Origin of the sequence: Actinotalea sp. JY-7885 (assembly GCF_014525465.1) — a bacterium.
Taxonomy (GTDB): domain Bacteria; phylum Actinomycetota; class Actinomycetes; order Actinomycetales; family Cellulomonadaceae; genus Actinotalea.
Genome location: NZ_JACEXH010000105.1, coordinates 1 through 11,892, shown reverse-complemented (window position 1 = coordinate 11,892; position 11,892 = coordinate 1). Strand labels below are relative to the sequence as shown.

General features: G+C 74.8%; 10 protein-coding genes. 1 reads left to right on the top strand and 9 read right to left on the bottom strand.

Going from position 1 to position 11,892, the window contains the following annotated elements; genetic code table 11:
• A partial coding sequence (locus IDM29_RS10735; protein ID WP_188037514.1) for a bifunctional transcriptional activator/DNA repair enzyme AdaA occupies positions 1-1,031 on the bottom strand: 1,031 nt, incomplete at its 3' end.
• Positions 1,032-1,124: 93 nt separating this feature from the next.
• Positions 1,125-1,331: a BldC family transcriptional regulator gene (locus IDM29_RS10730; protein ID WP_182112858.1), complete on the bottom strand. Its 207-nt coding sequence runs from the start codon at positions 1,329-1,331 to the stop codon at positions 1,125-1,127.
• 300 nt (positions 1,332-1,631) lie between these two features.
• Here IDM29_RS10730 and IDM29_RS10725 point away from each other — a divergent pair, with 300 nt between their 5' ends.
• Positions 1,632-1,838, top strand: coding sequence for a DUF3073 domain-containing protein (locus IDM29_RS10725; RefSeq protein WP_182113983.1), 207 nt, complete (start codon positions 1,632-1,634; stop codon positions 1,836-1,838).
• Between the two features lie 79 nt (positions 1,839-1,917).
• Here the strand turns inward: IDM29_RS10725 and purM are convergent, their stop codons facing one another.
• From purM to IDM29_RS10690, 7 genes are all read right to left on the bottom strand, one after another.
• Complete coding sequence (gene purM / locus IDM29_RS10720) at positions 1,918-3,036, bottom strand: phosphoribosylformylglycinamidine cyclo-ligase (RefSeq protein ID WP_182112857.1); 1,119 nt, start codon at positions 3,034-3,036, stop codon at positions 1,918-1,920.
• On the bottom strand, positions 3,033-4,577 hold the full coding sequence (purF, locus tag IDM29_RS10715; protein WP_182112856.1) for an amidophosphoribosyltransferase: 1,545 nt from the start codon (positions 4,575-4,577) through the stop codon (positions 3,033-3,035). The genes purM and purF overlap by 4 nt, the downstream gene beginning before the upstream one ends.
• Positions 4,578-4,661: 84 nt before the next feature.
• Positions 4,662-4,964: a histidine kinase gene (locus tag IDM29_RS10710; RefSeq protein WP_188037513.1), complete on the bottom strand. Its 303-nt coding sequence runs from the start codon at positions 4,962-4,964 to the stop codon at positions 4,662-4,664.
• A gap of 34 nt (positions 4,965-4,998) precedes the next feature.
• Positions 4,999-9,033, bottom strand: coding sequence for an ExeM/NucH family extracellular endonuclease (locus tag IDM29_RS10705; RefSeq protein WP_188037512.1), 4,035 nt, complete (start codon positions 9,031-9,033; stop codon positions 4,999-5,001).
• A gap of 531 nt (positions 9,034-9,564) precedes the next feature.
• Positions 9,565-9,942, bottom strand: coding sequence for a sterol carrier family protein (locus tag IDM29_RS10700; protein WP_182112853.1), 378 nt, complete (start codon positions 9,940-9,942; stop codon positions 9,565-9,567).
• Between the two features lie 12 nt (positions 9,943-9,954).
• Positions 9,955-11,292, bottom strand: coding sequence for an NADP-specific glutamate dehydrogenase (gene gdhA / locus IDM29_RS10695; RefSeq protein WP_182112852.1), 1,338 nt, complete (start codon positions 11,290-11,292; stop codon positions 9,955-9,957).
• 150 nt (positions 11,293-11,442) lie between these two features.
• On the bottom strand, positions 11,443-11,892 hold a 450-nt coding region (locus IDM29_RS10690), incomplete at its 5' end, for a copper homeostasis protein CutC (RefSeq protein ID WP_304518680.1).

The window sequence follows — 11,892 nt, the reverse complement described above, 5'->3', positions numbered from 1 at the left end:
GTGCGCGCGGCGGCCACGCTGACCTGCTGCCCCAGGACCGTGCGCACCGCGAGCTCCGCGGGGTCGACGGTGCCCGGGACGCGCAGGCCGGGCCGCCGCGCGACCAGCGGCGCCAGGAGCGGGTCCTCGCCCAGCACGGTCGCGACGCGCAGCGGCTCGGCGTCGAGGTCCGCCCAGTGACGCAGGCGCCCGACGACCCGGGGCACGTCGGCGATGTCCGGCACCGTGAGCGTCGCCGCGAGGTGGCTCGCGCCCGGTCGGACCTCCACCAGCGCGTGCCCGCCGCGCGTCGGCACCGCCCGCCGCACGACGCCGCCCGCCGCCTCCTCGAGGCCGGGGACCGCACGAGCCGTCACGTGGGCGAGGAACGCCTCGGCGTCGTAGGGCGCGGCGTGGCGCAGGCGCAGGGTCACCGCGCCGCCCGGCACGGCCTGGCCCACGCCGGGGTGCTGGTCAGCGCGCGGGACGGGCCGCAGCGCCGACGGCGGGGCCCCGAACTCGGTGCGCATGACGTCGTTGAACTGGCGCACGCTCGTGAACCCGGCGGCGAAGGCGACGTCGGCCATGGGCCACCTCGTCTGCTCGACGAGCAGGCGCGCGACCTGTGCGCGCCGGGTGCGGGCGAGCTGGGCCGGCGTCGCCCCCACGCTCGCCACGACCACCCGGTGCAGGTGCCGCTCGCTCACGTGCAGCGACGCGGCGAGCCCTGCCACGCCGGCGCCGTCCATGACGCCGTCCCCGATGCGTCGCAGGGCGCGCCCCACGAGGTCGCCGTCGAGGTCCCACTCGCGCGAGCCCGGCAGGGCGTCGGGACGGCACCGGCGGCATGCCCGGAAGCCGGCGGCGACGCACGCCGCGGCGGTCGTGTGGAAGCGGCAGTTCTCGGGCCTGGGGGTGCGCGAGGGGCACGAGGGGCGGCAGTAGATCCCGGTGCTCACGACGGCGACGAAGAGGCGCCCGTCGAAGCGCGGGTCGCGGCCCTGCACCGCGCGGTACGCGATGTCGTGGTCGAGGGCGAGCGCCGGGGTCATGGCCCCATCCTCGCGCCCCGCGCCGGCCCGGGCTGGCGGGATCCGGACATGGCGGTGCCGCGCGCCCACGGCCGGGGGGCGCGGGGGGACCGGTCAGGCGTCGGGGCCGTGCTGCCTCGGCACGCCCAGGAGGCCGCGGACCTCCTCCTCGCGGTAGCGACGGTGGCCGCCGAGGGTGCGGACCGCGGAGAGCTTGCCCGCCTGCGCCCAGCGGGTGACCGTCTTCGGGTCGACCCGGAACATCGCGGCGACCTCGGACGGGGTCAGGAGCGCCTCGACATCTGTGTGACGTGCCGACACGGTGAACCTCCTCGATCGGTGACCGGCGAGCAGTCACGAGAGCCGTGACTTTCAGTACCAAACCACCCTAACCCGGATGCACCGCCCCGTCGTGGCCGCGTCCGCCTGCCGGTCCTCCCCCGACGCGGCGGGCGGGCTGCCGGACGGCGCGGGCGCCCGGGTGACCGTCGGCACGTCCCGCGGGTCGCCGGAACAAGCTCGGACCATGTAGCGTTACCCCACGACGAGAACCAGCACCCCGGGGCCGCACGTGAATGCACGGTGCCGCCCCGCTTCTACGTTATAGAGGGGGTCGATGCCATGGGGCGCGGCCGTCAGAAGGCGAAGCAGACGAAGGTCGCTCGCGAGCTCAAGTACTCGAGCTACGAGCCGAACTATCGAGCCCTCGAGCAGGAGCTCACGTCTGGATCCCGCCGCAGCGACCTGGTCACGGAGACGCGGGTGACCACCTCGGACTCCCTCGACGACGTCGACGAGTACGCGGAGTGGGCGGGCGACGACCGCTAGGTCGTCGAGAGGACAGCCGTCGGACAGCTGACCGAGCGGTTCCCCCGGGAACCGCTCGGCCGGTCGACGACGCCTGCCCTCAGCTCGTGCGGTAGGCCCCGTGCAGCGTGACGGCACCGCCGTCCACGCCCTTGGTGCCGCGCACGACGTCGGCCCCGCTGGACCCGTCGTCCTGCCGCACCGTGCCGAGCACCCACGCGGGCACGCCGGCGCCCGCGAGGCGCGCGAGCGCGGCGTCCGCGCCGCCGGCCCCCACGACCGCGACCATGCCGACACCCAGGTTGAGGGTGCGCTCGAGGTCGGCCCACGGCACGCCACCGAGCCCGCGCACCAGCTCGAAGACCGGCGGCACCACCCAGGAGGCGCGGTCCACGTCGGCCATCAGGCCGACGGGCAGCACGCGCGCGAGGTTGGCGGCGAGCCCCCCGCCCGTGACGTGGCTGTAGGCATGGACCTGCGCCGCGTCGTCGGCCGCGAGGTCGAGGCACGGCCGCGTGTACAGGCGGGTGGGCTCCAGCAGCTCGAGGCCCAGCGCGCGTCCCAGCTCGGGGACCTCGCGCTCCAGGCCCCAGCCGGCCACCTCCACGACCCGGCGCACGAGCGAGTAGCCGTTGGAGTGCAGCCCCGAGGACGCCATGGCCAGGACGACGTCGCCGTCGCGCACGCGCTCGGGGCCGAGCAGGGCGTCGGCCTCGACCAGGCCCGTCGCGGCGCCCGCCACGTCGTACTCGTCCGGCCCGAGCAGCCCGGGGTGCTCCGCGGTCTCGCCCCCCACCAGGGCCGTCCCGGTCTCGGCGCACGCCGTCGCGATGCCGCGCACGATGGCCGCGACGCGCTCGGGGACCACGCGGCCGGTCGCGATGTAGTCGGTCATGAAGAGCGGCTCCGCGCCCACCACGACGATGTCGTCGACGACCATGCCGACGAGGTCGAACCCGATCGTGTCGTGGACGTCCATCGCCTGGGCGATCGCGACCTTGGTGCCGACGCCGTCGGTGGAGGTCGCGAGCAGAGGGCGTCGGTAGCGCGTCACCGCGGAGAGGTCGTACAGGCCCGCGAAGCCGCCGACCCCGCCGAGCACGTTCGGGCCGTGCGTCGCGCGGACCGCGTCCTTCATCAGCTCGACCGCGAGGTCACCGGCCTCCGTGTCGACACCCGCCGACGCGTAGGTGACGCCGGCCGCCGTCGGCCCGGTCACGGGTGGTGGAGCGCGCCTGCGCCACCGGTCGTCGCGAGCAGGGTGGTGAGGTTGTCCTCGGGGGCACCGAGGGGGAGCTCGCTCTGCTCGAGCAGGTGCTTGCCCAGGCGGTCGGCCGGCGGCAGCTCGATCGGGTACTTCCCGGTGAAGCAGGCCGTGCACAGCCGCGAGGACGGCTGGTCGGTCGCCGCGATCATGCCCTCCAGCGAGATGTAGCCGAGCGAGTCCGCGCCGATCGAGCGTCCGATCTCCTCCGGCGACAGGCCGGTGGCGATGAGCTCGGCGCGCGAGGCGAAGTCGATGCCGTAGAAGCAGGGCCACTTCACGGGCGGCGACGAGATCCGCACGTGGACCTCCGCCGCGCCCGCCTCGCGGAGCATCCGCACCAGGGCGCGCTGGGTGTTGCCGCGGACGATCGAGTCGTCGACGACCACGAGCCGCTGGCCGCGGATCACCTCGCGCAGCGGGTTGAGCTTGAGCCGGATGCCGAGCTGGCGGAGCGTCTGCGAGGGCTGGATGAACGTGCGCCCGACGTACGCGTTCTTCGTCAGGCCCTGCGCGTACCGGATGCCGGACTCCGCGGCGTAGCCGATCGCGGCCGGCGTGCCCGACTCCGGCACCGGGATGACGAGGTCGGCGTCGACGGGGAACTCCCGCGCGAGCGAGCGGCCCATCTCCACGCGTGCGGCGTGCACCGAGCGCCCCGCGATCGTGGTGTCGGGGCGCGCCAGGTACACGTACTCGAACGCGCAGCCGGTCGGCGTTGCCTGGGCGAAGCGCTGGCTGCGCAGGCCGTCCTCGTCGATCGTCAGCAGCTCGCCGGGCTCGACCTCGCGCACGAACGACGCGCCGACGATGTCGAGGGCAGCGGTCTCGCTCGCCACGACCCAGCCCCGCTCGAGCCGACCGAGCACCAGGGGACGCACGCCGTGCGGGTCCCGCGCGGCGTACAGGGTGTTCTCGTCCATGAAGACCAGGCAGAAGGCGCCCCGCAGGCGCGGCAGCACCTCCAGCGCCGTCGTCTCGAGGGTGTGGTCCGGGTCCCCGGCGAGCAGCGCGGTGATCAGGGCCGTGTCCGTCGTCGTGCCGCGCGCCAGCTCGCCGCGCCGCCGCGAGCCGTACCGCTCCTCGACGAGCTGGACGAGCTCGGAGGTGTTGGTCAGGTTGCCGTTGTGGCCGAGCGCGACAGTGCCGCCCGCCGTCGGGCCGAGCGTCGGCTGCGCGTTCTCCCAGGTGGAGGAGCCGGTCGTCGAGTACCGCGTGTGACCGATGGCGATGTGCCCGGTCAGCGCGTTGAGCGCGGTCTCGTCGAAGACCTGGGACACCAGGCCCATGTCCTTGTAGACGCGCAGCTGCTCGCCGTTGGACGTCGCGATGCCCGCGGACTCCTGGCCGCGGTGCTGCAGCGCGTACAGGCCGAAGTAGGTGAGCTTGGCGACCTCCTCACCAGGAGCCCAGAGTCCGAAGACGCCGCAGGCGTCCTGGGGACCCTTCTCTCCGGGAAGCAGGTCATGGGTCAGACGTCCGTCTCCGCGGGCCACGCGCCCATGCTTGCACACGCGATCCGGCCTGGCACGGTGCGCCCGCCACGTGGGCGGCGGGCCGGCAGTCGGCGGCCGCCGGGCTCAGCGGGTGCTGCGCCGGTCCGCGACCACGGCGACGACGGCCCCCGCGAGCGCACCCACCAGGGAACCCGTGAGCCCGACGAAGACGGTGACCGGACCGCGTCCGAGCTCCGTGGGCACGTCCGGGCCGAGGAGGACCAGCAGGACCCCGACCAGGGCCCCGAGCAGCACGCCGACCTGCACGAAGCGGCGGTACCGGGGCGCCCGGCGCACGCGCCCCTCGCGCGCGCGGGCGAGCTCGGCCGGCGTCGGGGCTCCCTCGTCGGGTGCCGGGCGCTGCGGGTCCTGCGGGGTCTGGCTCACCCCCGGAGTCTACGGAGGCGCGGGACGCCCCTCGTCACGGCGTCGCCGCGCACACCTGCCCGTCGAGCTCGAACGACGCGGGCGTCGTCGGGCTGCCGAACCCGAGGAAGGCGAACGTCGACGACGCGCCCGGCCGCAGGGTGCCGCGGCTCGTGACCGTGACGTCGCTGCCGCGCTGGCGCAGGTCCGCCCCGAGGTCGAGCAGCACGCGCTCGCGGTTGGTGAACTGCCACGTCAGGTCCCACCCGCGCAGCCGCTCGTCACCGAGGTTGGTCACCTGCACGACCCCGAGGAACAGGCCGACGCCGAGCGGCTGGGCGACGTACTGCACGCCGCACGTCGCGGGCTGCTCCTGAGGCACGGCCACCGGCACCGTGAAGGAGAACGTCGTCCCCGTGGGCGTGACGGCCCCGGTGACCACGAGGTCCGTCGTGCCGGTGGGCAGCGGCGGCACCGTGAACGTCACGGCGGCGCGACCGACCTCGTCCGTGGTGTCGACGATCGTCGGGTCGACCGGTGCGGTGCCGACCTCGGCGCCGCCGGCGCTCAGCGCCACCTGCGCCTGCTGGCCCGTCGGGGTGCTGAAGAGCAACGACGAGAGCGAGACCGTGACCTCCTGGCCGGGGGCGAAGCCCTCCGCCGGGACGTCGCCCAGGTCGACGCCGACCGCGCGCTGCGTGAGGTCGGGGCCCACGGGGCTGAACTCGCCGAGGTAGTCGACGAAGGCCTGGAGGTCGACGCGACCGGAGTCCCGCCGGTCGGCGCCCTGGCCGAGGGTGACGAAGTTGTCCCCGCCGGCGGCGAGGAACGAGTTCGCGACGACGGTGTACCGGGCCCCGGGGTCGAGCGGCGCGTCGCCCACGAGCACGTCCGTGATGCGCTCGCCGGCGGCCGCCGTCGGGTCGTAGGTGTAGGTCAGGCCGGCGACGCCGAGCTTGAGGAAGGGCCGGCTGGCCCCCGCGGGCTGCCACTGCTCCTCGAGCACCTGCTCGACCTGGGCGCCGGTGAGGGTGAGGGTCGTCAGCGTGTTCGCGAACGACTGGACGGTCGCCGCCTCCCGGTAGGTGACGTTCCCGTCCGGGTCCTCGGGCCCGGACGAGGCGTAGGTCAGGTCGGCACGCAGGCCGCCCGGGTTCATGAAGGCGATCTGGGTGCCGACGTCGCGCGTCGCCCACAGCTGGACGTCGGCGACGAGGTTGTTCAGCGTCGACTCGCCGCCGCGGTTCTCCGAGCCGGTCGACTGCCGCGCGCGCAGCAGGTCTCCCGTGATCTGCCCGAGCGAGACCTTGCCGAGCTCGTCCGCCTCCGCGACCGCGTCGGCGACGATCTGGGCGACCTCCGGGTCCGCCGGGAAGGCGGGGACGCCGCCCGGGGCGAGCGGCACGACCTCCGACGCGTTCGCGACGACCTCGCCCGTGGCGGGGTCGACCTCGAGCGTCACGTGCGCGAGCCCCTGGCCGTACTGACCGCTCTGGACGACCGGGCGCGTCAGGCCCTCCGCCCAGCCGTCCACCGGGATCTGGTGCGCGTGCGCCTGGTGCGTGTGCCCGGCGAAGATCACGTCGACCTCGGGGCCGACCCCGGCGACGATCTGCCCGAAGACCGAGTCGTCGGTCGAGTCCGCGAGGTCGCCCGTCGCCGGTCCCTCGTGGACGAGCAGCACGACGACGTCGGCCTCGCCGTTGGCCTCGTCGCCGTCCGAGAGCGCGGCGGCCACGCGGTCGACCTCGGCCACCACGGGGCGGACCTCGAGGCTCTCGATGCCCGTCGGTCGCACGAGCGAGGGCAGCGCCTCGGTCACCGCGCCGACGAAGCCGACGCGCACGCCGTCGACCTCGGTGACCCACGACTCGTCGTAGGCCGGCTCACCGGTGGCGCGGTCGTAGAGGTTCGCGGCGAGGTACGGGAAGTCGGCCCGCGGGATCACGCGGTCGTCGAGGTCGACCCGCCCCTGGTCGAGCTCGTGGTTGCCGACGGCCGAGACGTCGAGCCCCATGGCGTCGAGCGCGTCGAGCGTCGGCCGGTCCTGGCCGACGAAGGAGGTGAACGTCGAGGCGCCGATGTTGTCGCCGGCCGAGACGAACAGCGTGCTCGGGTTGGCCGCGCGGTAGGCGTCGACCGCCCCCGCGAGCACCGCGGCGCCGGCCGTCACGCCGTCGGGCTCGATGCGCCCGTGGAAGTCGTTGATCCCCAGCAGGTCGATCTCGACCGTGCCGCCGGCGCCCTCACCGTCCGCCGTGACGCCGAGCAGGATCGGGTCGTGGTCCGAGGCGCGGTAGACCGTCGTCGGGTCCGCCTGGGGGCCGGTGTACTGGTGACCGGACCACTCGTCGGCGTTGATGTCCCAGACGTCCGCACCGGTGACGCGCGCCGCGAACGACGGCGTCGCGAGCGCGTGGTCGAGGGAGCCGAGCTCGCCGTCGAAGGTGTAGGTCGCCGCACCGGCGTCGAGCGCCGGCACGAGGTCGACCCAGCCCTGTGAGGTGAGCTCGACGACCGGGTCCTCCTGCGCGTAGGCGTTGAGGTCGCCCAGCACGACGGCGTCCTCGACCCCGGTCTCGTCCTGGAGCCGGGTGACCAGCGCCAGCACCGCGCGGGCCTGCTCGACCCGCTCGGCGTTGAAGTGCCCCTGGCCGTCCGCGGGCTCCGCGCCGTCGCCGCCCTTGGACTTGAAGTGGTTCGCCACGACGAGGAACGCGCTGCCCTCGCCGGCGGGCGTCGTGAAGACCTGCGCGATCGGCTCGCGGGCGATGTCCCACACCGTCTCGTCGACGTCGGTCGCGGGGTCCCCGACCAGCGTGACGGCGGCCGGCCGGTAGATGATCGCGTTCATGATCACGTCGGTGTCCGGGGCACCCTCGCCGACGAGGGCGGCGGGCGTCGGCACGTAGGCCCACTCCGGCCCGCCGGCCGCCTCGTTGAGGCCGGCGACGAGGTCCGCGAGGGCGACGTCGGGCGTGCCGTCGCCGAAGTGGACGGAGTTCTCGATCTCCTGCAGGGCGACGACGTCGGCGTCGAGGGCCGAGATCGCGGCGACGATCTTCGCGCGCTGCACGGCGAGCGCCTCGGCCGTCGCGGCTCCGCGCGCGTCGGGGTCCTGGGACGTGAGGGTCGTGAAGTAGTTGAGGACGTTGAAGGCCGCCACCTGGAGGTCTCCGCCCACCTCCGCGGGGACGGCGGGGCGGGGGTTGAGCTCGGCGAACGTCGGCTCGAGCGCGTCGTCGGTCGTGGCCGACAGCGGCGTCGTCGGCTGGAGGCGCCAGCGGTCGAAGCCGTAGTGGAGCACGTAGGCGAGGTCGCCGAACTGCGCGGCGTCTCCCGTGCGGACCGGGTCCGCGGTGAGGTACGGCTGGGTGGCGCTCGTGACCTGGGCGCTGCGGCCGTCGTCGAGCAGCAGGAGCCGGGCGTCGTTGGCCGCCGCGATCGCGTCGGCCTCGGGGCCGGGGCGCGCGATCTCCGTGCTCTTGACCGGCAGCGCGTCGCCCGCGGCGAGCCAGACCGACCCGAACCGGTCGACCTCGTGCGTCGACGCGACGAGGTAGCTGCCCTGCGGGCTGACGAGCATGCCCTCGAGCGCCTCGCGCGCCTCGCCCACGACGTCGTCCGGCAGCGGCGCGGGCGCGGGCAGCTCGCCGGCGCCCAGCACCTCGACGGCGGCGCCCGCCGCGCTGGCGCTGATCTGGGTGAGCCCGAAGTACTCCCCCGCGACGCCGGTGACGCGCACGAGGTCGCCGACGGCGGCGGTCGTCGTGCGGGAGCCGAGGAACACGAACACGCCGTCGGACGCGCCGGGGGTGGCGTCGATGTCGCCGCCCGAGCCGGGGGTCTGGACGTAGACGCCGCGGTATCCGCCCTCGCGGTGGTCGGCCGTGACCACGCCCTCGACGGTGACGGTGCTGCCGGCGAGCGGCGTGGCGTCACCGTCGCCCTGGACCTCGGCGATCGTGTGCGTCGCCGCGGCGGCGACGTCGTCGGCCGCAGCGGGGGCGACGACACCGGCGACCAGGGCTGTCGCCCCGGCGGCGGAGAGTGCGAGGAGGCGCGTGGCACCGCGGCGCTGAGGATGCATCTGGGCGTGAACCTCCGGGGGCGTCCGAGCGTCGGCGACCGTGCCGACGCACGGACGCTAGACGGCGAACGGGTGAATGACCAGGCTCGCGTCACATCGCGTCATGGGCGCCATGACAGGCGCTCACCCACCGGACACCGATCCCAGCATCCGGTCACGCCACCCACCGCAGACACCCCCACCCCGCCCCGTGCCGAGCGCGGAGCACCGTGCCACCCGCGGAGCGTCGTGCCCGAGTGCGGAGCCCTGTGCCTCGAGTGTGGAGCGGCGTGCCACGACTCGCCGGTGGGTCACGGCACGACCCTCCACACTCCCCGGGCGGAGCACCGTGCCGAGCGCGGAGCACCGTGCCACCCGCGGAGCGTCGTACCACCCGCGGAGCGTCGTGCCCGAGCGCGGAGCGCCGTGCCGCCAGTGCGGAGCGGCGTGCCACGACTCGCCGGTGTGTCACGGCACGACGCTCCACACTCCCCGGGCGCGGCTTCACGCTCCGCGCACGGTGCTCCGCGGGTGGCACCGTGCTCCGCGGCGTCAGCGGGGGCGGGTCGCCTGGAGGGGGAGGTGGCCGGAGAGGTCCGCACGCTCGCCGGACGCGTGGACGGCGCCCGACGACGTCGCCTCGGCCCACGTCAGTGCGCCCGTCGCCAGGGCGAGCCAGGTGGCCGGGTCGGTCTCGACGACGTTGGGGGGCGTGCCGCGCGTGTGGCGGGGCCCCGCGACGGCCTGCACGGCGCCGTCGGGCGGCACGCGGACCTCGACGGCGTTACCCGGGGCGACGTCGGCCAGCTCCTCGAGCGTGAACCGGACGGCGGTGCGCACGACGCCGCGCGGCGCCCCGCTCGGGTCGGCCCGCCACGCCGCCACGGCGGCGCGCCCCTCGGCGGGGTCGGTCCGGCGGCGCGGCGGCATGAGGTCGACCCGTCAGATGACGCCGAGCGCGAGCATGGCGTCCGCCACGCGACGGAAGCCCGCGATGTTGGCACCGAGGACGTAGTTCCCCGGGGCCCCGTACTCCTCGGCCGTCGCCGCGCAGCGGTCGTGGATGCCGACCATGATCGACGCGAGCCGCGACTCGGTGTGCTCGAACGACCACGAGTCCCGGGACGCGTTCTGCTGCATCTCCAGCGCCGACGTCGCCACGCCTCCCGCGTTCGCGGCCTTGCCGGGCGCGAACAGCACGCCGGCCTCCTGGAGCAGCGCGATGGCATCGGGCGTCGCCGGCATGTTCGCGCCCTCCGCGACGGCGACCACACCGTGGCCGATGAGCGCCTTCGCGTCGTCGCCGAGGAGCTCGTTCTGCGTCGCGCAGGGCAGCGCGACGTCGACCGGCACGTCCCAGATCCGGCCGTCCGTGACCAGCACGGCACCGGGACGCTCGGCGACGTAGTCGGCCGCGCGCCCGCGGCGCACCTCCTTGACCTCCTTGAGCAGCGCCAGGTCGACGCCGGCCTCGTCGAGCACGTAGCCCGAGGAGTCGGAGAAGGTCACGACGCGCGCACCGAGCTCCTGGGCCTTCTCGATCGCGTAGATCGCGACGTTGCCCGCCCCGGAGACGGCGACGCGCAGGCCGTCGAAGGAGCGGCCCGCGGTGCGGAGCATCTCCTGCGCGAACAGGACGGTGCCGTACCCGGTCGCCTCGGTACGGACGAGCGAGCCGCCCCACGTCAGGCCCTTGCCCGTCAGCACGCCGGACTCGTAGCGGTTGGTGATCCGCTTGTACTGGCCGAAGAGGAAGCCGATCTCCCGGCCACCGACGCCGATGTCACCCGCGGGGACGTCGGTGTACTCGCCGAGGTGGCGGTAGAGCTCCGTCATGAAGGACTGGCAGAAGCGCATGACCTCGCCGTCCGACCGGCCGCGCGGGTCGAAGTCGGACCCGCCCTTGCCGCCGCCGATCGGCATGCCGGTGAGCGCGTTCTTGAAGATCTGCTCGAACCCGAGGAACTTGACGATGCCGAGGTAGACCGACGGGTGGAATCGCAGGCCGCCCTTGTAGGGGCCGAGCGCGGAGTTGTACTCGACGCGGAAGCCGCGGTTGATCTGCACGCGGCCGGTGTCGTCGACCCACGGCACGCGGAAGATGATCTGGCGCTCGGGCTCGCAGATGCGCTCGAGGACGGCGGCGTCGGCGTAGTGCGGGTGCTTGCTCACCACAGGCCCGAGGGTGTCGAACACCTCGCGCACCGCCTGGTGGAACTCGGCCTCTCCGGGGTTGCGGCGCAGGACCTGCGCATAGACCGACTCGAGCGAGGCTTCCACGGTGTTCGTCCCTCCGACGTGCTGGTGCGTGCGGCGCTGCGCACGTGGGGTGCGGGGGCGCTCGTGCGCATCCGACAGGCCCGCCTCACAGCCGCGGGCGCCGCGGTGAGAGTAGTCGGCTCCACCGACCGAGGGATCGGGACGTCCGCCCTACGGCCACCCCCCGCCCGCGGTCCCTCCCCGACGGTACGCCCGGGCGAGCTCGACCACCGCCCCGACCGCCGAGCCGTCGGTCACGTCGCGCCCACCGCCCGCGCCGCCCCCGGGTCCGACGGGGCCACGGTCCTCGGCCTGACCGCGCGCCGACAGGTGTACGGCGTCCACGCCGGCCGCGAGCAGCCGGGGCACGTCGCGCGGCACGACACCGCCACCGGCCATGACCTCGATCCGGCCCGCCGCGGCCCGCACGAGGGCGCTCAGCGCGTCCACGCCGTCGCCCGCCCGTGGCGCACCGCCCGACGTCAGGACGCGCGCGACGCCCAGCCCGACCAGGCGCTCGAGGGCGTCCTCGCGGTCGACGACGACGTCGAGCGCACGGTGGAAGGTCACGGGGGCGCCGTCGGCCGCGGCGACGAGGGCGGCGACGGCCGGCTCGTCGAC

Bases quoted from the DNA above. Each gene is read 5' to 3' on its own strand.
- IDM29_RS10705 (WP_188037512.1), bottom strand. From the start codon at position 9,033: ATGCATCCTCAGCGCCGCGGTGCCACGCGCCTCCTCGCACTCTCCGCC.
- IDM29_RS10725 (WP_182113983.1), top strand. From the start codon at position 1,632: ATGGGGCGCGGCCGTCAGAAGGCGAAGCAGACGAAGGTCGCTCGCGAG.
- IDM29_RS10700 (WP_182112853.1), bottom strand. From the start codon at position 9,942: ATGCCGCCGCGCCGCCGGACCGACCCCGCCGAGGGGCGCGCCGCCGTG.